Below are 22,167 nucleotides of genomic sequence, written 5' to 3' on the forward strand. Positions count from 1 at the left end.
GGCAAAGAAGCGACAGGACGCGCGAGGTGTTACTGCATAGCGATCAAGGATTTCAATATACCTCTCGCCAATATACCGGCCTGTTCAAGCGATACGGAATACAGGGCATGTCCCGAAAAAGGAACTGCTGGGACAAGACATGTATAGAGAACTTCTTCAGTCATTTTAAAAGCGAGTGTTTCTATCTCCACTCCTTCCATTCAGCTCAACAGGTGGAGCATGCCATCCAGAAGTATATCCATTTCTACAACCATGAACGCTTTCAAGAGAAACTAAACAACCTGACTCCTTATGAATACAGGACTCAGGCTGCTTAATTATTGCTTTTTGATAGCTGTCTGCTTGACAGGGGTCACTTCATGATTGCGGATGCTTCTTAATTTACTTTGCGAAGAAACCAAGATCAGATAGCGACTTGACCTTCTTCGGCTTTTTATTTTCTACCTTACCACCGTGGAGAATGATTTCGAATTTCAGGTTTCTGTTCTTGGCCTTCTTCGTCGTCAGGCTCATAATCTTCATCAGGTGGAAACGACTCCTTATAGAAATCGTTCTAAGAGGGCGTCCAACTCCTTAATGCCCTCTTCATCTACATTTTCGTATTCATCCTCCGTCAGTCCTTCTACCAACACAAGATTAAAGGCTTCCTTATGCAATGCCTAAACTTTAGGCCAATCGACCTCGGCCCGTTCTTCTGTAGCTTCCCATTTTTCGCAACCAATCGAAAAAGAAAATTTATATTGATTGCCGCTCATGAGTTGTCGTACCTGACGGATCAAAGCAATAGTTCCTATTTTGTCACAACAAAAAAGAAGGTAGGAAAAGTTTCCTGACCTTCTTAGCATTCATATTTCTATGTCTGAATAATATCATTGCTTTTTACCATGCTACACAATCCCCCCCATAAATACGTCTGCTTACTATGAGTGTAATTAGACAAACTGACGATATGAAATCGTACAGTCTTTTCTAAAGCGGCTACATATAATGTTCTATATATCATTAAGAATGGCTTAAATAGTCAACTTTAATATAGTAAGAGTAGTATTGGTAAAGTTATGAAGTTGGGCTGGGGTTGCATTTGCATTTACTAATTGAATAGTTGTAGGAACGACCCCTACAGTAATAATGACTTCTGCCGAAGTTGGTCCGCCACCGTTACCCGTGAAAGGAACAGGGGTAACAGGGAATCCATTTACGGTAAGGTTAAAGTCAGCATTCCCTTGGTTATGAATTGTAAAATCTATTAGATAGCTCCCCGTTTCGTTGATTGTTATCGTTGGAGATGGAGGAGTGAAAGTAAATGCACCACCAACATTAGCCAAAACTCCAGTAAAGGTAATTGGTGAGTTACCCGGAACTGTATCAGTTCCCGTACCAGGATCTGCTCGGAAAACACTTAAGAAGTCTGATATCCCGGCGCCTGCAGGCCCTGCTGCCCCCGTTGCTCCTGCTGGTCCTACCGCCCCTACCGTTCCCGCTGGTCCTGCTGGACCTATCGCTCCTGCCGGTCCCACTGGTCCTGCTGGTCCTACTGCTCCTGCTGGTCCTGTTGGTCCAGGAATTCCTTGAAAACCTTGTAGCCCTTGCTGGCCTTGAGCGCCTGGAACTCCCTGTGGTCCCGGCAGTCCCTGTGGTCCCTGTGGTCCTTGAGGTCCTTGAGGTCCTCGGATCCCTTTAACAATAACTTTCGGTAAAACTTTGACTTTTTTAACTACACATCTTCTAAATTTTCTCCGATGCATTTTCTTTTGCCAATAATAATGTCGAAACATAGTTAACGATCACCTCCAAAGTCTAGTCAAAGTAGCTTATTGTGCAATTAACCAAAAAGATTGGGCTGTTGACTTCATCTTGGGAAAATAGGCATAGGTCTGACTCTATCGTGTTAGCATTATTACAGCTCATCCTTCTGAAGCTTAATATCCAGTTCAATCAACCGATCCAGATTCTGCACTATCTGCATTTTTATATTTCTAGCCTGTAGGTCTTTGACCCACTGAGCTATGCCAGCCTTAACAATCTTTTGGTACTACGCCATTGATCAAGGATACCCTCGACGATCTCTATTTCGCGCTGTAGTAGTGTCTCTTGCTATTCGTTGTCTGTTTCCATTGTCATTGGGGAGACGTTCACGCGTCTCCCTTTTTATTTATACTAGGCAGAATATACACCAAACTTGTGAACCATCTGCGGTTACATTAATATAGTGAATGCTACGTTAAACAACGGTTTTATATATGGGGGAGAATAAATAACAATGGTTAACAAAGAAATATCTTCTGGTGACCAAAATTCTTGGACAGCATCTGATAAGATTCATACCGACCTGCTTGCCGCTAAAGTTTCAGTTTATAATCCATGCAATTTTAAATGTACTGGACCAATTCCAGAAAAACAAAACGCTGACTATGGGGCCTACTTCTTTAATTTAAATGCCCACTCTATACGATTCCGTATTGCAAAGACAACTCCAAAAAAGATCGGGCAATTTGTGACTATATATAAGAGAATTGGGGATGGACCAATACAACCCTATGACGTATCAGATCCAATCGACTTTTTGGTTATTAGTGCACGTAAAGACAGTAGCTTGGGGCAATTTGTATTCCCAAAATCCATTCTGATTAAACATAAAATATTATCTAACAAAGGTGAAGGTGGTAAAAGAGCAATACGTATTTATCCACCATGGGACACGCCTACAAGCCTTCAGGCTCAAAAAACTCAGACATGGCAGTTAAAGTATTTTCTTAACATACCTGTAAACAAACCAATAGACATTTCTCGTGCAAACGTACTTTACGAGTTAGAATAATGTGTTGCAGCATTAGAAAGACGTACCGACTCCATGCCGGCCGCCTGCTGATATCGCATTTTAATCACATCACATACTGGGTCCAGTTCCATGGTCCTGCAACAGCGGTCAAACTGATCATAGGTCATAAGGGTAGAGCCGCTGCCGCCAAAGAAATTGACAACTACGCCACTATGCTGGCTACTATTCATAATTGGAATAGCTAGTAGATCAAGGGGCTTCTGAGTGGGGTGAACATACTTATTTACATTGCCTCGTGAAACTTCCCATACTGTCCCAGGCAGCGGTTCCTCAACAGGAAGACCAGCCTCCCATACCGTAGTCTGTGTTCCGATCACCGTATCGGGCTGGAGCCTTGCTATTCAGATGAGCGTAAAAGATCGGTTCATGTTTAAAACGATACTGTGCCCAACCAAAGAAAGCAGCATTCATAGCATCCTCAAATTTTCTTTCTACAATAACAAAAGTATGTTTCTTAGTAGAAACAAAAGCCTGATGAACAAGTGTCATCAGGCTTGCTAAAATCAGGACGGCTGCTTTGGTTTAAATAGAGAGCGGTATTTTGGTAAAGAAATATTTGAAAAGTTAAAGACAGGAGAACATATTTATAAGGGTTTAACGTACATATTTTTAGAATATTAAAAAAATATAAATCGCAAATATTGGATTTTGGTACACAACTTTATTGTATATCGCACAGGGGAAAATAATTGCAGTTGACTCGCTAGTACACAACTTTATTGTTCGAAGAAAACTCCATAAAATAAGTTTTAGACTGACCTTAGAAATTAGAACAGCGACAACCAAGGATGAGAAAATAAAGGTCCTAGACTGTCGCTGTTCCATTAAACTAACGTTTCCCGTTAGTTTAATACCAATCCCATTCCGAGTAATGGTGATTATTAGGCCCTGTTAGAGCCTCGCGAACGTGATGTAATCGACTTGGGCAGGCTCTGCCGATTCGATCCGAAGTGCCCGGTTGATCTGCCCCCGGTGATATTGCCCATGTAAGAGGACCTGCGACAGGATGTCCCGGACGGACGTTCGGAAAGGAACCCCGCTCTGGTTCGCATAGTCGATCATCTCGTCCAACTCGGATTCCTCGAGCCCTTCGATATAGACGCGATATTGCTCGGCGTTTTCTTCGAAAATCGTCCGGATCGCTGTCAGGTTTTCCACTTCCTCCCACAACGAATATTGCACGCTGCCCTTACCCTCCAATCGGGACAGCCAGATTCGTTCCGCGACCGCGACGTGCCGAACCAGCTTCAGAAGGTCCTTGTTCTTCGTCTCACTCTCCTCAAGCACATCCAAGATGCGTCCGTCCGCCCAGTACAGGTGGTCCATCATGCACTTAATCGTCTTCATTTCGGCCCCCCCCCTCTTCGTCTCATCGATTACTTGAACCTACTGTTATCCGTTAGTTTAATCATTTGAATGAACTAAAACAACCTTTTTTGGGTGAATTCCTTGTTGCTGTAACACTTCCAAGGAGAAACGTGCATTTTCAAAGGTATTAGTTGCTTTATCTTCTTTAAGTAATGATTCTGAAGGTGCTCCTAACGCTACCCCGACATTTTTTAGAAACTCCCATTCGGTTGTTTCTACATGAGGGATCGTACCACCAGAAGGTAGAATAAATTGAGCGATACCGCTTTGGTACAATGTTGCGACTCTTTCCATTAATTGAGGATGACTTGCTCCTGGAATTAATATAATGTCTGACTGTTCCAACTCCGTTTTGAAAAACATAAAATCACTAATACAATCAAAGGGGAATGACATATGAAGAAATCCTCAGTATTAACGCCCCTGGAATCCAGTATTTTCGAAGTATTCAAAGACTATCTATTCGTTATTTGGTTAAATTATCCTGCCCATTAGCTTAATGAAGCATCGTCAGACTATTACTTTATTTTTCTGTCTAGAACTTTATTTTCTTCTGACACCTACAATAAAGACCGCAAAGGCTTAAGCCCTTACGGTCTAATTTACTTCTGGCATCCTAAGTCCGATTTCGCCTTCCTTGTCACGGCCCCGACCATAGTCAATAACCAAAAAATCCAAAGTCCGATTAATTTTAAGACTGTTTGCTATATTTACAATCGCTCGTCGTCGTTTATCTGCAAATGTCGTAGCTAGATACCAGGCACATCTTTTCTGTATCCCTTCTCCATATACTGCTGGGCCTTGAGATATTTTTTACCGTCTATGAACAGCAGCTTAGCAGCAAGTCCTCGTGTGGATCCCTCATGTTGTTTACGGCGAAGCGGACATTGTTTGTGATGAACTGATAGAATTTTCAATTCATATGCCGTTTGTCCTTTAGGATTACAGCGTTTGCTGTTACATCTGCCGTTAACTCCTGACCTGACTCTCGTTTTGCAATTGCCCCCTCGGCGGAAAGTAACTCATACGCAGACATTCCGTTTTCAATCTGCTGGAGAGCAAACTCATAGTTTTTGATCACGTCGATCATATCAACATACTTACTAAGAAGCCACTTTGTTTTTCGAATATCTTCCTGCTCAATGTCCGAAAAAAAAGTTTACCTGGATTATCTTTTGCGTATCAGAAGACTCATCTTCAAGACTATTAACTATACACATTTGATCGTCATTCATCGTTTATCATTCCTTTATAGAATGTGATAATTTGGTGAAATCGTTATTTTTGGTAGATAAATGTAAATCGAAACACTATAATAACCTTACACCATAGTTTGCATACGAAGATAAACAAACTAAGGAGGCTTTACTTTTGAAAAAATCTATTATTGCTTTGGCTGCTGGCACAGTTCTTCTTGGGGCATTGTCTGTACCGTCTTTAGGTTTTGCAGAACAACCCCAAACTTCAGCAAATATTTCTTCTGAGACATCATATACTCCGTCTCAAAAGAACAGCAAATGGGTCACTGGTATCAGAGGTGCAACGGTTAATGAGGATAAGAAATCGACAGTTCCAACTTCAAAATTTTACATAGAAGGAGGCTTTGCAGGAGATCTTTATTTGTATAAATGGCAACAAAAAGGCAACCATAGAGTATGCCCATTATATCAAGGCTTCGTTTACAAAATACTCCCTTAATAATAAAAACAACTCTAAAGTAAGCACTTTTTTCATAAGTGCTTACTTTTTTCATCGTTATTATCTGCCATATTTTATACTCACCTCGCTTGGCGGCACCGTCTCTATTAGGATATACCTATCTATACTTACTACACCTATAAATAACAGTAATGCTGCTAATATAGAGGTATAAGCGTAGATCATGGAGTGTAAGGATTTAGGGAACACATGTAATGCATGATTGATAATTCTTTTTAAAGCAATCTCATTGTCCAATTGTTCGACTGTCAGTGACATGTATACCTCTCCTTTGGTATAGGGGATGCATTGTGTCTCTCCCCCTTATGGAAAGTTGCCCTCCTTCTTGTCCCCTATGGGTTTAAAACTTTTTAATGCAATGCTCCAAAATACTTTCATGGCATTGGCTTTGTATAAACGGTCTTCGCATCTTCATATGTCAGCCGGAAATATGCACTTTTCTCATCCCATCCGCCTCGTTTTGTAGCTAACCCTTTAGCAACAAGATCATTCCAAACCTATCGACCGCGTCACAGTAAAAATTGTTTTTTGTCGGCTTCTTGTTGTAAGTTAAGCCCAAAGCGTGCTCACATTCTCCAACTGTTTCTCGCTAAGTTCCATCTTGTATCCTTCCTTCCTATCTACCCTTCGGGTCCATTAATGACGCAATACACCGTATTAGCTTAGAGGCATATCCATCAAGCCCTCAACACTGAATATCTTCTGCATAAGACTACTCCACCATTTAACTCCGTTATTGCTATTTCTATTGTTAGAGGCACTCTCGACTCTCCTCTTGCTTACGCTCTTTACTCTGTTAGTGTCTCCGAAGCAAATCCCAACGCTGTACAGGTCGTCACCATCAATGCTTCCGATTACAATGTCCCTCTACCACCATCAAATGAATTGGTGTATACCTTATATCTATTTTGCACAGCGGATGCCACCCGAATAGGAATAGAAAGTTTTAATGCGGTTGCCTATTCAGATTAAAATTACACCATCACATGGAGGGCAAAGCCTTCTTATTTGTCTTCCATCTGTCCTTGAGGGACGATACTTTCCATCTGTCGTTCTTTTTTGGTATAGTTTACTTAAAGGGGCTGATCCAATGGGATTCATGCTTATTCTTATTGCGATTATTTTTTTCTCGCTTGGTATTTTAAGTAAACGAAATCCCACCTGGGGATGGCGTGCAAACGAAGCCTGGAAGATCAAAGGTGACTCAGAACCAAGTGATGCTTACATTGATGACATGAAATTTAGAGGCTCTGTATCGATTCTCTTTGGGTTCTTCTTTTTAACATGTGGACTTTTGGTTATATTCCTGTAAGTTCAACTATCTGTTTTCAATCCTCAAATTACCCACATCCATAAGGCACTTGCTGTTCGGCGGCGACTCCCAAAATGTCACTGCTCACGTTTTCAAAAACAGAAATCTGTCTCTCATCCATAGCTTCCAGCAATCGAACTCCCTTAATCTTCAAAGACCGGCCTGCCGCTGTAGTAAGTAGTAAAAATCATTTTTCTCGCATAGTATTTACTCATCTAACCAGCCACCTTTAAGGAAGAACAATGTAGAAACTCGACTCATCACTTTGGAGTGTGAGTAGCTTAGAAGAGCCAGTATACCCGAGTGTAATGACTTCGTTTTCTAAGACTTTCAAGGCATCCAACACATATTTTGCATTCAACTTAAGTTTAATTTTTTTTCACAGCCCACGTTTATGCACACATCTCCAAAAAAATAGAGATGAATAGCATGGAAAAAATATGAGTCTTTTACCGAGCGTCCACTTCAATAATATTTTTTTGTGGGGAGATTATGGGGGAGAACTAATTAGTCTCAAATGACGGAGGGATTACCCACACACAAAAAAATCCCTCAACGCTTAGAGCGCCAAGGGATTTCACATTTTAGTAAAGCGTTAGATATTGATCACGTTCCCATTGATGCACTTGGGTGCGATACATATCCCATTCAATTTCCTTAAGCTCATAGAAGTAGGCCAGAGCATGGTCGCCCAGTGCGTCAGAGATAACTTCGCTCCGAATAAGCTCAGACAAAGCTTCTTTCAAGTCTGCAGGCAGACTTGGAATGCCTTCTTCAATCCGCTCTTCCTCAGACATCACGTAAATGTTACGATCAATCGGAGCTGGCAGAGCCAACTGACGTTTGATACCATCCAAACCTGCTCTCAGCATCACTGCCAAGGCCAAATAAGGATTCGCCGCCGGGTCAGGGTTACGAACTTCGACACGAGTGCTCAGACCACGAGACGCGGGAATTCGAATCATTGGACTGCGATTGCTTGCAGACCAAGCCACATAACAAGGCGCTTCATAACCTGGTACGAGGCGCTTGTAAGAATTTACCGTTGGATTCGTGATCGCTGCCATTGCACGTGCATGTTTAAGAATACCAGCCATATAGTGGCGGGCCGTCTGGCTTAATCCGAGTTCGTCCGTTTCATCATAAAATACGTTTTCATTGTCCTTAAACAACGATTGATTGCAGTGCATGCCGGAGCCATTTACACCAAACAAAGGTTTTGGCATAAAGGTAGCGTGCAAACCATGCTGACGAGCAATCGTCTTAACAACGAGCTTGAACGTTTGAATCTGGTCGGCAGCTTTAATTGCATCTGCATATTTAAAGTCAATTTCATGCTGACCAGGTGCAACTTCATGATGAGATGCTTCAATTTCGAAGCCCATCTCTTCAAGCTTAAGTACAATTTCACGACGGCAGTTTTCACCCAGATCCATCGGAGCCAGGTCAAAATACCCGCCTTGGTCATTCAGTTCTGTAGTCGGCTCGCCTTTTTCATCCGTTTTGAATAAGAAGAATTCAGGCTCTGGTCCGACATTCATCGAAGTGTATCCCAACTCTTCTGCTTCCTTAAGTACACGTTTCAAGATGCCCCGCGGGTCACCTGCAAACGGAACTCCATCAGGCTTGTAAATATCGCAGATCAAACGAGCTACACGATCCGAGGTTACCCAAGGGAATACAACCCAAGTGTCCAAATCCGGATATAAATACATATCAGATTCTTCAATACGCACATAACCTTCTATGGAAGATCCGTCAAACATCATTTTATTATCCAATGCTTTTTCCAGTTGACTAACCGGAATTTCAACGTTCTTAATAGTGCCCAGCAAATCTGTAAATTGCAAACGAATAAAACGAACATTTTCTTCTTTCGCAATCCGAAGGATATCTTCTCTGCTATAACTCACTCTAACCTCTCCCTTTCTGTAACGACTATATACGAATCGGTTGTTCTATAAATTACTTAAATGATGAGACCGGATTTTAAAGTAAAGCGACCTTATACCAAGAGGTAAGTCAAAGCATTATCTCTTATTGAAGAACCGTGATAATTCGCCTTGGATCAGGGAAACCTGTCCTGGTCTTTTGCCTGCAACAAGTTGTTGTTTCAGCAAGCGGTGAAGCTGAGTATCGGACATTTCACGGCGTTTGACTTCCGTATCTGCAGTAATAACCGTAGCTTCCTCCGATTCCTTGGTAACCGGATTCATGACTTGTTTAATTCCCGCAATGTTAACACCCTTCTCGATCAACGCCTTAATTTCAAGCAGACGCTCTACGTCATTAAAAGAAAAAAGACGTTGGTTTCCCGATGTACGGGCAGGAACTATCAAGTTATGCTGTTCATAATAACGAATCTGACGTGCTGACAAGTCCGTTAGCTTCATGACAATACCTATTGGAAATAAGGCCATATTTCTGCGAATTTCGTCGCCCATTTGTCATCAACCTTCCAGTGATCTATTATTCACCTTATTGTACATTTAGCTGATGCAAAGTGTCAATGACATGTTAGAAAAACTCACAATAATTTGCGTTCTTTCATCGTTTGCAGAGCCATAAGCACTCCAAATTTAACATGAGAGTAGGTTAAGCCCCCTTGCATGTAACCAATATAAGGCTCACGAATCGGAGCATCTGCGGATAGTTCCAAACTTCCCCCTTGTATGAACGTACCTGCAGCCATGATAACTGGATGCTCATAACCCGGCATATCCCACGGCTCCGGCACCACATGGCTATCCACGGCAGCTGCACGCTGGATGCCCTGTACAAAAGCTATTAGATGCTCTGGTCCACTAAAAGAAATAGCCTGAATCAAATCCGTACGCTCTTCATGCCAGGCAGGTTTGGTCTCAAATCCCATCTCCTCAAAGACCGCAGCTGCGAATACGCTCCCTTTAACCGCTTGCCCAACCAGTGTTGGAGCAAGGAATAGTCCCTGAAATATGCCTCGTGTAGTACCTAGCATGGCACCTACTTCTCCACCGATTCCAGGTGCAGTTAATCGGTAGGATGCTAGCTCTACATACTTTTGTTTGCCGCAGATATATCCACCCGTTTCTGCAATGCCACCACCGGGATTTTTAATCAACGAACCTGCCATCAAATCGACACCGACCTGAGTAGGTTCCAGCTTCTCGGTAAATTCACCGTAGCAATTGTCAACAAAGACAATGACGTCAGGTTTTATTTCCTTCACACGTGCTGTCATTTCTTCAATATCTGCTACACTAAACGAAGCTCTCCAATCATAACCGCGTGAACGCTGAATACCGATCACTTTGGTATTGGCATGGATCGCAGCCTCCACCGCTTCCCAGTCCACTTTACCTTCCGCTGTCAGTGCGGTTTCTCCATAAGTAACACCAAAATCCTGCAATGATCCTGTTCCGTCGCCTGGCTTACCAATCACTTTGTGGAGGGTATCATAAGGTCTTCCAGTAATGTACAACAGTTCATCCCCTGGACGCAGCACACCAAATAAAGCAGTGGCAATTGTATGAGTGCCCGAGGCAAAATGCGGACGCACCAACGCTGCCTCCGCACCGAACACATCCGCATAGACTTCTTCCAGCACCTCACGGCCCCGATCATTGTAAGCATATCCCGTAGAACCCGCAAAGTGAAAATCGCTCACTTGCTTCCGCTGGAATGCCTGAATTACCTTCCACTGATTTGAATCTACAATATGATCTATGTGCTGTATACGTTCTTGTATTTTATGTTCTGCCGTTTCCTGAATTTGCTGAATTTCTGGACTAAAAACTACCATTTACCTTCTTGACCCTCTCTCTTACGCAGCCTTAGGCTATTCATGTTATATTATTGTTCACTTTGAACGATGAGCATTATCATTTTATTGACCCAAAAACATCATTAGATGTTAACCTTCTGTGAACTCGCTGAGTGCATGACCGTACTTTTCGTACTCGCCTCTTTGAATCTCAACCTCATAAATGACATCATTGCCATCATACTCTGTCAGCAGTACATCTCCGATTCGATAAAGCACCGAGGTTAAATCTCCACGTTCCGCGGGAATGCGAAATCTCAGCGTATCCCCACTCAGATGCTCTTGAATCAGTTCACGAATGCGCAGCAAATCCCCTTCATCAAAAGCACTAATTTTCAAATAGCCCTCCCCAGAAGGAAGCATTTCCAGTTGCTCAGGGGTACAGGCATCTTTTTTGTTAAATAATGCGATCTGAGGCTTGTCCGCAGCCCCTAGCTGCTGCAAGATCGTCTCTACAACTTTCATCTGTTCGTCTCGCATATCCGAGGAAGCGTCCACGACATGCAAAATGAGATGAGCCTCATTCGCCTCCTCCAAAGTAGCCCGGAAGGAAGCAACCAAATCATGAGGAAGATTTTGGATAAAACCGACCGTATCCGTAAGAATAATTTCTTTTCCACTCGGTAGCTCCATTGTTCTGGAGGTAGGATCCAGCGTCGCAAACAGTTGGTTCTCTATATATACATCGGCTGCTGTCAGTTGCTTCAACAGCGTCGATTTGCCCGCATTGGTATAGCCAACAAGTGCGACCTGAACAATACCACTCTTTTGTCTGCGCTCCCTGTGCAAATACCGGTGACGGGTCACTTCCTCCAGTTGGCGTTTCAGATCACTGATTCGGTCACGAATATGACGACGGTCTGTCTCCAACTTGCTTTCACCAGGACCACGTGTTCCGATTCCGCCACCGAGACGCGAGAGATTTTTGCCATGTCCAGACAAACGGGGGAGTAAATATGACAACTGCGCCAGTTCAACCTGAATAATACCTTCCCGTGTTTTTGCACGTTGAGCAAAAATGTCCAGAATCAACTGTGTCCGGTCAATAATTTTGAGATCCAGACTTTCTTCCAGATTCCGTACTTGGGCCCCCGAGAGCTCCTGATCAAAAATAGCTGTATTCGCTCCCAATTCTTCAGCAACTGCACGCAATTCCTCTACTTTTCCTTTGCCAATAAACCATTTTGAATCCTTGGCTTCCTTATTCTGTGTCAGGACGCTCAGTACTTCAACTCCCGCTGTCTCAGCCAATTTCACCAGTTCATCCAACGAGTATTCCGTATTGATGCCAGATCGTTTGACTTCATCCGTAATCAGACTGACCAGTACCGCCTTGTCCTGCATTTCAGTTTGTGTATCATGAGTGGAGTTCGCCATATTGTTTGCTCCTTTATTTTCATGTCAACTCTCGAACAGAGACCGACCTGATGTTCAGGCCGGCCCCCGTTCGATGTCATACCATTCGATGTGATTCAGATTCCTATTATCGCCTATCTTTTGTCCATTTTCAAATCCTCTGGACGCAGCGTCATCAATTCCTGCTTGCCGGGTTGCCCGCTCCTGTACTGATTGAGCAACCTGACAGCTTGGTGCCGAATCGCTTTTTCAATCACGTTACGAACATAGCGTGCATTACTAAATGCATGAAGACTGTCATTACGCTCGTTTAGCAAATGCTCCTTCATTTTAATTATGGACTGAGGCATGAGAATATAGTCCCGCTCCTTGGCCATCATCTCGGAAATTTGGATAAGCTGATCCACAGTATAATCAGGAAAATCCAACTGGATTGGAAAGCGAGAAGGAAGACCAGGATTCGTTCGTAAAAAAAAGTCCATTTCCCCCGAGTATCCAGCGAGAATCAAAATAAATTGATTTTTTTGATCTTCCATGGACTTTACCAAGGTATCAATCGCTTCTTTTCCAAAATCCTTTTCCCCTCCGCGTGCCAAACTGTAAGCCTCATCAATGAACAACACGCCGCCAAGAGATTTCTTTACCAGATCTCGCGTTTTTTGTGCCGTGTGGCCAATATACTCACCGACCAGATCAGCCCTCTCCACCTCAATCAGATGACCTTTGCTCAGCACCCCCATTTTTTGCAGCATTTTAGCGATAATGCGGGCTACTGTCGTTTTCCCCGTACCTGGATTTCCTTTGAAAATCATGTGATATACGTGTGCATTGCTCAACAATCCCGCATCCGTGCGCATATGGGCGATTTGCAAAAAGGCATATACCTCAAATACCAGGTCTTTGATGTTATCCAAGCCGACGAGATGATCGAGTTCTTTCTGAATTTCCTGATAAAGACTGAGATACTGCGGTAGCGCCTGTGACTTGGTTGAAGCCACTGCTTCCGTCTCGTCCACAGTCACCGAAGCTATCGGCTCCGGGCTACGCAGCACGACATTAATTTGTCTGGAAGGTCTCTCCTCCGACCGCTTGCCCGCGGCGATTCCCCGTCCGTTCATGCATCCATCACCTCAACATTTCTTCAGGCACAGCTTACCCTATTAATGTATTCGGTCTGGCATGTCCTTATTAGCATAAAAGCAACGGGAACGTGCACAAAGCCTTTTCTTTAATTCAGGCAACCCAAGTTTGAGCGCTGATCCACCACCGCTGCAGCGTCCATTTAGCGTATGCCAATACTTCTCTTGATTGATGAATTGGCATATTCAGCACTTTGGATTCCGTCAGAGCCATCTGGGGATGATCAAAATTCAAGAATTGAGCAATCTCCATCGCCCGAGGTCCATGATAGCTATGTGTGATGATCACGGTGGAGGTCCAGCCATATTCTTTCATGATACGCTGGCTATAGAGCAGATTTTCGTAAGTACTGGTCGCATGGTTTTCCAACACAATATGCTGTACAGGGACCCCTCTATCTACCAAATAGCGTTGCATGCCCTCAGCCTCCGTATACGGAAAATCTGGTTTATCTAGTCCCCCACTTACAATTAGACGCTGTACCGTCCCGTTGCGGTATAAGCGCAAGGCTTCTTCCAGCCTCTCCTTCAATCCAGGACTAGGCTCAGCTCCCCACATAGAAGCACCTAGTACGATACCAATTTGCACTTGCTGGAGCGGAGTGGTAGAGGCGGCCGTATTCATGTTCCACACTCGGATACCTGCCCATACCAATCCGACCAAAATGAAAATCATCAAACAAAGTACAAGACGCTTGGATACCATAGATATTTTCTTAAGGCGACTCTGCCTGCTTTTCAACTCAGGACGTTTGGGCCCAGTGTCTTTAATCCACTGCAAAACTTTCACCGTTCTCTCTTGAAATCACCGTTGTGAAACCATTCTGCCCGGTGTTTCAGCGACATTTTAAAATAGGGGAACACGTGAGCATCTATCTGATGTAACACATCAGCCGCCGTACGGTTAGCTAATTCTGCCTCTTGCGTTGAGATATGCCCCCGTTGTAACGCCTCCTCCAATTCATCCTCATCCACTAGGAAGATTTCACCGTTTTTAAGCACCACAACATCCAAATACAAATCGTCAAACCATGGGACTCCTTGATCGGTCACACCCTGATTTCGGCAGGTATCAATATACCATTCAACGATTTGCTCCCGATTGTCAAACATAGCAGTCACCACATAGTGCTCACCTTTTGGATAATATTGCAGCCAGGAATATCCTTTATCGGCTATGCAAAACGTATGACCACCGTAACTTTTCCATAACGGCTCCTTGAGACTCAAAATTGTATACAGGGTCACATATCCTGTAAACGCGTCACTTTCTACATACCGGCAAGCAAACTTGCGATTGGTGATTCTGCGCCAGTTGGCCCGGTCTCCGAATTTGCGCTTCATAAATGATGTTCCTCTCCAACATTGGTAAAACCAGCTTACCATATTTAAACTGTACACTCAAAAAGAACCCCTTTAAAACAGCAAAAAAGGTATTCTCGGACCGTGAACTGATCCGAGAATACCTTTGATTTGAAGCAAATTCAACTTGCATAAAGCAATACTTGCTAATTCCGATTGTGACGTCCACGATTGGAGTTCGAATGACCGTTGGAATTGCCTTCTTGAGTTCCATCGGTTGTGACTTCAGTCGTAGATGCATCCGTATTTTCTGGATTTACCATAGTATCTTCATCAGAAATCCCTGCATCCGGCGTAGTAGTCTGACCATTTCCCTGATTAGTATCGTTTCCATTGCCGGAATTGCCACTATTGCTACCTGTGCCTCCAGCACCATTCCCATTAGTATCTCCAGGAGATACCGGAACCTGACCTGAGCCATTATTGTTATTGGTACCGCCAGGAGTTGTATTTCCCTGATCTGTATCGTTTTGTCCGTCTGTAGCCCCGCCATTATCCGGTAAGGTTCCATTCTCGTTTGGATCAGTCCCTGGCTGTGGATCAACCGGAGTTGTCTCTCCCGCAATTTCCACACGGATCGTATTAGAAGCTTCGGATTCTTTACCATCCGCCCCATAAGCTACTACATAATATTCATACGTGTTTCCAGCTATAGGAGACGTGTCTTCACCACTCGTGCCCTTCATGGCCTCCATGATTGCCGCAAAGCCTGTATCGGAAGTCCCTTTGCGATACACGCGGTATTGTACATTATCACCCGTCGCCGCAGTCCAGGACAACGATACAATTTGGGTGTCCTGACTATAAGACCCGCTCAGTCCGCTCGGAGCGGTAGCCTGAACCGGCTCTTCTGGCTTCTGCTCAACTGGTGGTTCATATCCCTTCGGCTCGCTGAATTGCGTAACCGGGTGTCCCTTGAGAGCATCACCCATGACCCTTCCGAAAAAGGCTGCCGACTGCCCACTGTAGTTTCTAAGCATATGTTTGCTGTCCGGCTTATCATAACCCATCCATACCGCTCCGGTATATTCCGGTGTATAACCGACAAACCAGATGTCCCGGTTACCACTGTTACCGCTAATTCCACTTTGGGTCGTACCCGTTTTACCAGCTACAGGCCAGTCAATACGTGCTTTGCGACCTGTACCGCTATTGACTACATTTTGCATCATTTGTGTCATTTCATAAGCCGTTTTTTCACTCATTACAGATTTAGTTTCCTCTTCATGAGTATAAACAACTTGATCATCACTATTATTAATTTGCTTAATAGAATAAGCTTTTTGGAATTGTCCTTTATTGGCAAAAGCGCTGTACGCCTGCGCCATTTCAAGGGTATTCGTTCCTTTGCTTAATCCACCCAATGCGATAGCAAGTGAGTGATCATTTTTGTCCATCGGAATGCCTACGCTCTCGGCAAATTGAACCCCTTTTTCCACACCGATTTGGTTCAGCAACCATACAGGCGGAATATTTTCAGACTTCGTAATGGCGTCGAGCATGCTGATGGTCGACGAGTAACCATGCAAGTTTTTCGGACTGTATCCGTTAAAACTCTGGCGTTCGTTACTCAAAGGGGTATCCATCGTAAACTTACCGGATTCAAGAGCTGGCGCATAGGCTACAATCGGCTTAAAGGCCGATCCTGGCTGTCTGCGGCTCTGTGTCGCACGATTGAAGGTTCCCTTTTTGTAATCCCGTCCGGGTGCCATCGCGGCAATTCCACCTGTCTGGTTGTTAATAATGACCATCGAGGCTTGAACAGGCTGATCGTCAGGACTTTTTTCGAACATGTCATCATCTGCCATCGCCTGATCCAGCGCATTTTGAGCCTGGGCATCCATTGTGGTATGAATTTTGTAACCGCCAATAATCAGATCATTGCCGCTAACTCCTGGCAATGCATCCTCTGCCTCATCCATGACATATTCCATAAAATTTTGATACTTTTGAACTTTTTCCGGCTGTTTGTAATCGTAATTTACAGCCTTGGCTTCTTCCATCTCCTGCTTCCCAATCATTCCCTGCTCAAACATCAGCTGGAGAACCACAGCACGCCGGGCCTTTGAATTTTCCGGGTTACTAATCGGATTATACTTGGATGGCCCTTTTGGAATAGCTGCCAGTGTAGCGACCTGCCACAATTTTAATTTATTCAAATCCGTTTGCCCAAAATAGCCTTCCGACGCTGCCTTAATTCCAGAATACGAGCGTCCAAACCAAATCCGGTTCAGGTAGAGTGTAATAATTTCATCTTTAGTCAAATTCCGCTCCAGCGCCATTGCGATGGATACCTCTGTCGCTTTACGGAAAAAGGTTTTGTCACGTGTCAAAAACAAGTTTTTGGCCAGCTGCTGAGTCAGCGTACTGCCGCCCTCCACTGCCGAACGGGCCACGATATCCTTAACGGCTGCCCGGCCGATAGACCAAATATCAACCCCTTGATGCTCCATAAAACGCTTATCCTCGGTTGCGATAAATGCTTTTTTGAGCAGCGGTGGAATTTCTCCACTTTTGACAGGATCGCTTTTTTGCACAGACAACTCACCCATGAGCACACCATTGCGGTCATAAACCTTCGATGTCTCGTTAACTGTAATTTTGTCCTTGTTGGCTTTGTAAATTTTTTCGCCATTAACCATGACAAATAAATATCCACCAAGTGCGCAAAATATGGCTAACGCCGCTGTAATAAATAGCGTCCACCCCACTCGCTTACCTGTTATTTTCTTTTTCTTGCCCTTCGGCTTCTCTTTAGATGTGTTTCTATTGCGATTGCCGGATCTGGACAATGAATCGTTTGGCATTCCCCTGACTCCCTTTCGCGAATAATCATATGGTACCTAACATAAGCTTAAAGCTTGCTGTCGGCAGCATGAAAGTAAACGGAATGAAAAGAACAACCCTGATCAGGTTGCTCCCGGTCACATTCCTATACAGTTAGACGAGACGGACGCCTGAAAAGTTTCATGAACCCGGGCGACCGTCAAGCCGTAATCAGTTATCGCTAGCGTTATCCTGTTGCTGTACAAGCGATACATTGCGTTGCGGTGTAAAGGTGGAGATGGCATGCTTGTAAATCAGCTGTTGCTTTCCATCCGAGTCGATAACAATCGTAAAATTGTCAAATGCTTTAATCGTCCCTCGCACCTGAAATCCATTGATGAGGTATACCGTTACAGGTATAGAATCCTTGCGCAATTGATTCAGAAACGTATCTTGGATATTAATGGACTTGTTCATTTTAGCCGTACCCCCAATAATCATTTGGATTGTTTTGAAGTATATTCAAGGTCTGTCCGGAACTTTCCTGCTATAATTTCGTGTATTCGGGCTGCATGAGCAGAAAAATTTCCGAAATCAGTGACATCTACCCACTGGATATCCTTCATATGGCGAAACCACGAGAGCTGTCGCTTCGCAAAATGACGCGTATCCCGTTTTAGCCAAGTCACCGCCTCTTCCAAAGACACTTCTCCCCGCAGGTAGGAGGATATCTCTTTATAGCCTAGACCTTGCATGGAGATGGCATCGCTTCGCACTCCCCGTTCCATTAAGGAGGTTACCTCAGCAACAAGCCCTTGATCGAGCATCCCGTCAATTCGGTCTTCAATACGTTTATATAGCATTTGCCTATCCATTGTCAAACCTACAATGCAGAGTTGGTAGGGAGATTCCTTTTTTTGACTGGCAAGTTGAGAGCTAAGTGTCGTTCCGCTAACATGGTAAATTTCCAGTGCCCGAACGACACGACGACGATCATTAGGATGCAGACGAAGTGCACTTTCGGGATCAACCGCCTGTAGTCGCGCATGAAGCGCCTCAGCTCCAAACTGTTCGGCATAGTCAAGCTGTTCCTGACGAAAAGCTTCGTCAGCCCCTACCTCGGAAAACTGGTATTCATAGCAGACTGATTCTACATATAAACCTGTTCCGCCTACGATAAACGGTAGCTTTCCTCTAGATTGTATATCAGGTATGAGACGACGACAGTCTTCCTGAAATTGGGCTACTGAATATGGGTATTCAGGCTCATGAATATCAATTAAATGGTGCTTGATTCCTTCCATTTCCTGTTCGGAAATTTTGGCGGTTCCAACGTCCATATGACGGTATACCTGCATGGAATCCCCGGAAATAATTTCTGCGTCAAATTGTCGAGCCATCTCGATGCTTAGTTTCGTCTTGCCAACCGCAGTCGGGCCAACAAGAACAAGTAGTTTAGGCTTAGGTGCCACTGTCAATATCAATCACTCCGTACACTGTTTTCGTTGTGCCCCGCTGCTCCACACGGAAGCCGAGGCGGGCAAATTCCCCGCTACCCCGTTTTTCTTTTAATACAATTGTTTTTCGTGCAATCCGTTTCGCATGAATAATACTTTCCTCACTCAACGCGTCTGGGTTAGCCAACCCTCTCAATGGACCGATTGCGCTGGAATCGAGTAATGGATCACGGAACATAGGGTCAAAGTAAATAATATCTATACTGCGATCCGGCAAACTACGCAAATAGTCCAAATGATGACCAAAACGAACATCAATGTTGGAAAAGACCTGATCTACTTCAGCGTTGCCGGAACGGTAATGCCTCATTCCATCCTTGATTAAAGCATAGACGGGGAAAGAACTCTCCACAGCCGTGACTTGTCCAGAGCTTCCCGTTCCAATTGAAAATAGAAGAGAATCCGTACCCAGTCCTGCGGTGCAATCCAGCACAGTATCACCCGGGACGATCCGGGCAGCCGTCAACATCGGGTCAGGTTCACCCTTTAATACTCGTTTGGCGCGAATGAAGCCCATGCTCGGGTGAAAAACCATCGGTGATTGTTCTGGGCTAATCAGTCTCACTCCGCCCTGCACCAGTACCAATGCCTGGCGGACTTTGTGAGCCGCGATTAGCTTAGCTACCGATATGCCACGACGAGGGGCATACAGCACCCCTAACTCGGCTGCAAGCAGCTTCGCTCGCTCCATAACCTCAGCCGAGGGGGAATCCCCTGTCGTGACCAGTAATTCGACTTGCTTCTCCCGTAGGCTCGACTGCTCTTCTTCACGGTTTTCCCGATCCTGCAACATATATATACTCCCTTACATTACTCTTTTAAACAGCTTCTCTAAATCATATGTGGAAAAGGAAACCACAATAGGTCGCCCATGAGGGCAAGTATATGGTTGTTTGCACACTGCCAAACGCTCTAGCAGCACGATAGCCTGTCGGTCAGTCAGCTTCTGGTTTGCTTTAATCGAAGCCCGACAGGAGCACATGATCGAGGCTGCTTCCCGCAGCTTAGCAAGATCAATGGCTCTTTCCTCCAGCACCCATCCGGCCATTTCCTCAATAACATCCGCTTCTTCCCCTTGGGGAAGCCAGTACGGGTAAGAGCTGACACGGAAGGTTTGACCGCCAAAATGCTCCAAATACACCCCCGCCTGTTCAAACCAGTGCAGCCTTGTTTTCAACTTTTCCGTTTCGGAAGGCGTAAAATCCAGTGTAATTGGCAGTAGCAGTTCCTGCGATACTGACGCAGGATTGCCGAATTTTTCATAATAAAATTCATAATTCACCCGTTCATGCGCGGCATGTTGATCAATTAAATACAAACCCTGGTCGTTCTGCGCAATCAGATATGTCCCATGGTGCTGACCGATTAAATTCAGTTCAGGAAAAGTGGGCAACTCTGGAACTTCTCCCGACACCGCTGCCAATTGCTCGGCATCTAGACGTTGCTGGCGCGGCTTCTGATCTGCAAAATGACGGGAATCCGTAGCGTGTCCCACAATCGGCGGCATAGAAGATGGGTAAGCAGCAGAAGCAGCCGTTTCCTGTATCCCTCCACTGTATAAGGAAGATGTGCCTATTGCGGCATTATCTCCTTCGGACGACTGTACAGTCGCTCCATCAGGGAGCGGCACGTCCCCTCTAACTTCACTCCCGCTGTTTTCTTCTACAAAATCTGCATCCAGTTCATCATCACTAATACTTTTACCTGAAAGGTTGTTTGCCCGTCCAATGGCTGAGAGGCTATCCCTGCTCGGACGTTGCTCACGCTCCTGGCTACCTCTGTTATTCTCTTCGTTTCTGTTCAAGTAATTGGATTGGCGCGGTAACTGGCTCTCCGGCGAAGTCACGGAAAGTGGCAGTGCTCCTCCCCGGTCTTTGCCGGAAGGAGCATCCCCTTCCGCACCAGTTCCCTTCGAGAAGTGAAACTGCTCCTGCACAAACGAGCCACTGTCCTTGCCACCGATCTCGCGCTTGACTGCCTTCGGAATCAGCACTTGCTGCCCTAAAACAGCTTTTACCGAATCTTCAACCAGCTCAAACAGTTCAGCTTCTTTGCTGAACCTTACCTCCAGCTTGGCAGGATGAACGTTAACATCCACCAAAGAAGGATGCATTTCCAGTTGGATTACAGCCAGCGGAAAACGATTGATCGGCAACAAGGTATGATACGCCTTGAGCAACGCCTGATTAAGCCCGTAGCTTCGCACAAAACGTCCATTCACTACCGTCGAGATCGCATTTCGATTTGATCTCGTCCACTCTGGACGGCTGACATAGCCGCTAATTCGGTAATCGAGGCTCTCTCCTTCCAGCAGCAGCATGGATTTCGCCGCAGAAGTTCCGTAAATAGCGGCAATCACCTGCAGCAAATCACCATTACCCAGCGTTTGCAGCAATGTATTGCCATTATGCCGCAATGTGAAGGCTACTTCTGGATGCGAAAGCGCCATTCGATACAATACATCCGAAATGTGTCCCAGCTCGGTCTGGATTGTTTTCATATATTTCAGCCGTGCAGGTGTATTATAAAACAACTCCCGTACGGTAAAATCCGTCCCTTGTCTACTAGCAGCATCCTCGTGAAGCAACAACTTACCGCCTTCAATCACCAATCTACGGGCACGTCCATCATCTCCGGCTGCTGTAAGCAACTCTACTTTCGATACAGCCGCAATACTTGGCAACGCCTCTCCTCGGAAGCCGAGACTTGTGATCTGAAACAGGTCGCGACCATGTCCAATTTTGCTTGTCGCGTGCCGATAGAATGCCGTTTCCACATCTTCGGGCTCAATGCCACTTCCATTATCCGTCACCCGGATACTTTGCAGGCCGCCCTCTTCTACCCATACGTCCACCCGCGTACCGCCTGCATCAATCGCATTTTCCACCAGCTCCTTCACGACGGAGGCTGGACGTTCCACGACCTCACCGGCAGCAATCTGGTTCGCAATATGTTCATCCAGTACCCGAATTTTAGACATCCTTTTA

Annotated in this window: 26 protein-coding genes and 1 pseudogene; 4 read left to right on the forward strand and 23 right to left on the reverse strand. The window is 44.9% G+C overall.

The genetic code is table 11. The features are described from left to right. Nucleotides 1-29: 29 nt before the first annotated feature. The gene (locus KAI36_RS27335; RefSeq protein ID WP_258297037.1) at nt 30-164 is read right to left on the reverse strand and encodes a hypothetical protein; all 135 of its coding nucleotides are present in this window, start codon (nt 162-164) and stop codon (nt 30-32) included. On the opposite strand from KAI36_RS27335, the gene KAI36_RS27735 reads away from it, so the two are divergent. Then, nucleotides 108-317 (forward strand): IS3 family transposase, encoded by a 210-nt coding sequence (locus tag KAI36_RS27735; protein ID WP_481856523.1) that lies wholly within the window; start codon nt 108-110, stop codon nt 315-317. The two genes, KAI36_RS27335 and KAI36_RS27735, sit on opposite strands and share 57 nt — an antisense overlap. Nucleotides 318-381: 64 nt before the next feature. Here the strand turns inward: KAI36_RS27735 and KAI36_RS14600 are convergent, their stop codons facing one another. After that, complete coding sequence (locus KAI36_RS14600) at nt 382-522, reverse strand: hypothetical protein (RefSeq protein ID WP_220025252.1); 141 nt, start codon at nt 520-522, stop codon at nt 382-384. 491 nt (nt 523-1,013) lie between these two features. After that, nucleotides 1,014-1,775: a collagen-like protein gene (locus KAI36_RS14610; RefSeq protein WP_220025253.1), complete on the reverse strand. Its 762-nt coding sequence runs from the start codon at nt 1,773-1,775 to the stop codon at nt 1,014-1,016. Nucleotides 1,776-2,260: 485 nt separating this feature from the next. On the opposite strand from KAI36_RS14610, the gene KAI36_RS14615 reads away from it, so the two are divergent. Continuing rightward, a complete protein-coding gene (locus KAI36_RS14615; RefSeq protein WP_220025254.1) occupies nt 2,261-2,818 on the forward strand; it encodes a MepB family protein in 558 nt (185 codons plus the stop codon). On the opposite strand, the gene KAI36_RS14620 is transcribed toward KAI36_RS14615, so the two are convergent. The 5 genes and pseudogenes from KAI36_RS14620 to KAI36_RS27610 all read right to left on the reverse strand — a co-directional run bounded on the left by KAI36_RS14620 (nt 2,803) and on the right by KAI36_RS27610 (nt 5,442). Beyond that, nucleotides 2,803-3,156 carry a DNA methyltransferase gene (locus KAI36_RS14620; protein WP_346730184.1) on the reverse strand — a complete coding sequence of 118 codons (354 nt, stop codon included), beginning with the start codon at nt 3,154-3,156 and terminating at the stop codon, nt 2,803-2,805. The two genes, KAI36_RS14615 and KAI36_RS14620, sit on opposite strands and share 16 nt — an antisense overlap. Beyond that, nucleotides 3,110-3,328: a hypothetical protein gene (locus KAI36_RS27605; RefSeq protein ID WP_309137801.1), complete on the reverse strand. Its 219-nt coding sequence runs from the start codon at nt 3,326-3,328 to the stop codon at nt 3,110-3,112. The genes KAI36_RS14620 and KAI36_RS27605 overlap by 47 nt, the downstream gene beginning before the upstream one ends. A gap of 402 nt (nt 3,329-3,730) precedes the next feature. Next, nucleotides 3,731-4,186, reverse strand: a complete 456-nt coding sequence (locus tag KAI36_RS14625; protein ID WP_220025255.1) for a DinB family protein — start codon at nt 4,184-4,186, stop codon at nt 3,731-3,733. A gap of 57 nt (nt 4,187-4,243) precedes the next feature. Continuing rightward, nucleotides 4,244-4,603: a YdcF family protein gene (locus KAI36_RS14630; protein WP_220025256.1), complete on the reverse strand. Its 360-nt coding sequence runs from the start codon at nt 4,601-4,603 to the stop codon at nt 4,244-4,246. 201 nt (nt 4,604-4,804) lie between these two features. Then, nucleotides 4,805-5,442: pseudogene (locus tag KAI36_RS27610) on the reverse strand (hypothetical protein). 136 nt (nt 5,443-5,578) lie between these two features. On the opposite strand from KAI36_RS27610, the gene KAI36_RS14640 reads away from it, so the two are divergent. Next, on the forward strand, nt 5,579-5,905 hold the full coding sequence (locus tag KAI36_RS14640; protein ID WP_071641211.1) for a hypothetical protein: 327 nt from the start codon (nt 5,579-5,581) through the stop codon (nt 5,903-5,905). Nucleotides 5,906-5,965: 60 nt separating this feature from the next. Here KAI36_RS14640 and KAI36_RS14645 read toward each other — a convergent pair whose 3' ends face one another. Further along, complete coding sequence (locus KAI36_RS14645; RefSeq protein ID WP_220025257.1) at nt 5,966-6,184, reverse strand: hypothetical protein; 219 nt, start codon at nt 6,182-6,184, stop codon at nt 5,966-5,968. Nucleotides 6,185-6,875: 691 nt separating this feature from the next. On the opposite strand from KAI36_RS14645, the gene KAI36_RS27350 reads away from it, so the two are divergent. Next, entirely contained in the window at nt 6,876-7,238 is a 363-nt protein-coding gene (locus KAI36_RS27350; protein ID WP_258382176.1) for a DUF6199 family natural product biosynthesis protein, read from the forward strand. 28 nt (nt 7,239-7,266) lie between these two features. Here the strand turns inward: KAI36_RS27350 and KAI36_RS14655 are convergent, their stop codons facing one another. From KAI36_RS14655 to mutL, 14 genes are all read right to left on the reverse strand, one after another. Beyond that, nucleotides 7,267-7,392: a hypothetical protein gene (locus KAI36_RS14655; RefSeq protein ID WP_258298089.1), complete on the reverse strand. Its 126-nt coding sequence runs from the start codon at nt 7,390-7,392 to the stop codon at nt 7,267-7,269. A 75-nt stretch (nt 7,393-7,467) separates the two neighbouring features. After that, nucleotides 7,468-7,611 carry a hypothetical protein gene (locus KAI36_RS14660; RefSeq protein ID WP_346730209.1) on the reverse strand — a complete coding sequence of 48 codons (144 nt, stop codon included), beginning with the start codon at nt 7,609-7,611 and terminating at the stop codon, nt 7,468-7,470. Nucleotides 7,612-7,822: 211 nt separating this feature from the next. Further along, nucleotides 7,823-9,151, reverse strand: coding sequence for a type I glutamate--ammonia ligase (gene glnA, locus KAI36_RS14665; protein WP_013310575.1), 1,329 nt, complete (start codon nt 9,149-9,151; stop codon nt 7,823-7,825). Nucleotides 9,152-9,268: 117 nt separating this feature from the next. Further along, nucleotides 9,269-9,682 (reverse strand): MerR family transcriptional regulator, encoded by a 414-nt coding sequence (locus KAI36_RS14670; protein WP_007430683.1) that lies wholly within the window; start codon nt 9,680-9,682, stop codon nt 9,269-9,271. Nucleotides 9,683-9,765: 83 nt separating this feature from the next. Continuing rightward, a complete protein-coding gene (locus tag KAI36_RS14675) occupies nt 9,766-11,019 on the reverse strand; it encodes a methionine gamma-lyase family protein (RefSeq protein ID WP_013310576.1) in 1,254 nt (417 codons plus the stop codon). A 111-nt stretch (nt 11,020-11,130) separates the two neighbouring features. Beyond that, a complete protein-coding gene (hflX, locus tag KAI36_RS14680) occupies nt 11,131-12,417 on the reverse strand; it encodes a GTPase HflX (protein WP_220025258.1) in 1,287 nt (428 codons plus the stop codon). Nucleotides 12,418-12,530: 113 nt separating this feature from the next. Then, complete coding sequence (locus tag KAI36_RS14685; RefSeq protein WP_025718768.1) at nt 12,531-13,514, reverse strand: AAA family ATPase; 984 nt, start codon at nt 13,512-13,514, stop codon at nt 12,531-12,533. A 115-nt stretch (nt 13,515-13,629) separates the two neighbouring features. Beyond that, nucleotides 13,630-14,325: a YdcF family protein gene (locus tag KAI36_RS14690; protein WP_220025259.1), complete on the reverse strand. Its 696-nt coding sequence runs from the start codon at nt 14,323-14,325 to the stop codon at nt 13,630-13,632. Next, nucleotides 14,322-14,879 carry a ribonuclease FAU-1 family protein gene (locus KAI36_RS14695; protein ID WP_013310580.1) on the reverse strand — a complete coding sequence of 186 codons (558 nt, stop codon included), beginning with the start codon at nt 14,877-14,879 and terminating at the stop codon, nt 14,322-14,324. Before KAI36_RS14695 ends, KAI36_RS14690 begins: the two co-directional genes overlap by 4 nt. Before the next feature lie 164 nt (nt 14,880-15,043). Beyond that, a complete protein-coding gene (locus tag KAI36_RS14700) occupies nt 15,044-17,704 on the reverse strand; it encodes a PBP1A family penicillin-binding protein (protein WP_220025260.1) in 2,661 nt (886 codons plus the stop codon). A gap of 190 nt (nt 17,705-17,894) precedes the next feature. Next, nucleotides 17,895-18,140: an RNA chaperone Hfq gene (gene hfq / locus KAI36_RS14705; RefSeq protein WP_023989043.1), complete on the reverse strand. Its 246-nt coding sequence runs from the start codon at nt 18,138-18,140 to the stop codon at nt 17,895-17,897. A 20-nt stretch (nt 18,141-18,160) separates the two neighbouring features. Next, nucleotides 18,161-19,141 (reverse strand): tRNA (adenosine(37)-N6)-dimethylallyltransferase MiaA, encoded by a 981-nt coding sequence (gene miaA, locus KAI36_RS14710; RefSeq protein ID WP_220025261.1) that lies wholly within the window; start codon nt 19,139-19,141, stop codon nt 18,161-18,163. After that, nucleotides 19,125-19,973, reverse strand: a complete 849-nt coding sequence (locus tag KAI36_RS14715; protein ID WP_220025262.1) for a class I SAM-dependent methyltransferase — start codon at nt 19,971-19,973, stop codon at nt 19,125-19,127. Before KAI36_RS14715 ends, miaA begins: the two co-directional genes overlap by 17 nt. 12 nt (nt 19,974-19,985) lie before the next feature. Next, nucleotides 19,986-22,160 (reverse strand): DNA mismatch repair endonuclease MutL, encoded by a 2,175-nt coding sequence (gene mutL, locus KAI36_RS14720; protein WP_220025263.1) that lies wholly within the window; start codon nt 22,158-22,160, stop codon nt 19,986-19,988. Nucleotides 22,161-22,167: the final 7 nt, after the last annotated feature.

Source organism: Paenibacillus sp. S02 (assembly GCF_019454065.1).
GTDB lineage: Bacteria > Bacillota > Bacilli > Paenibacillales > Paenibacillaceae > Paenibacillus > Paenibacillus polymyxa_B.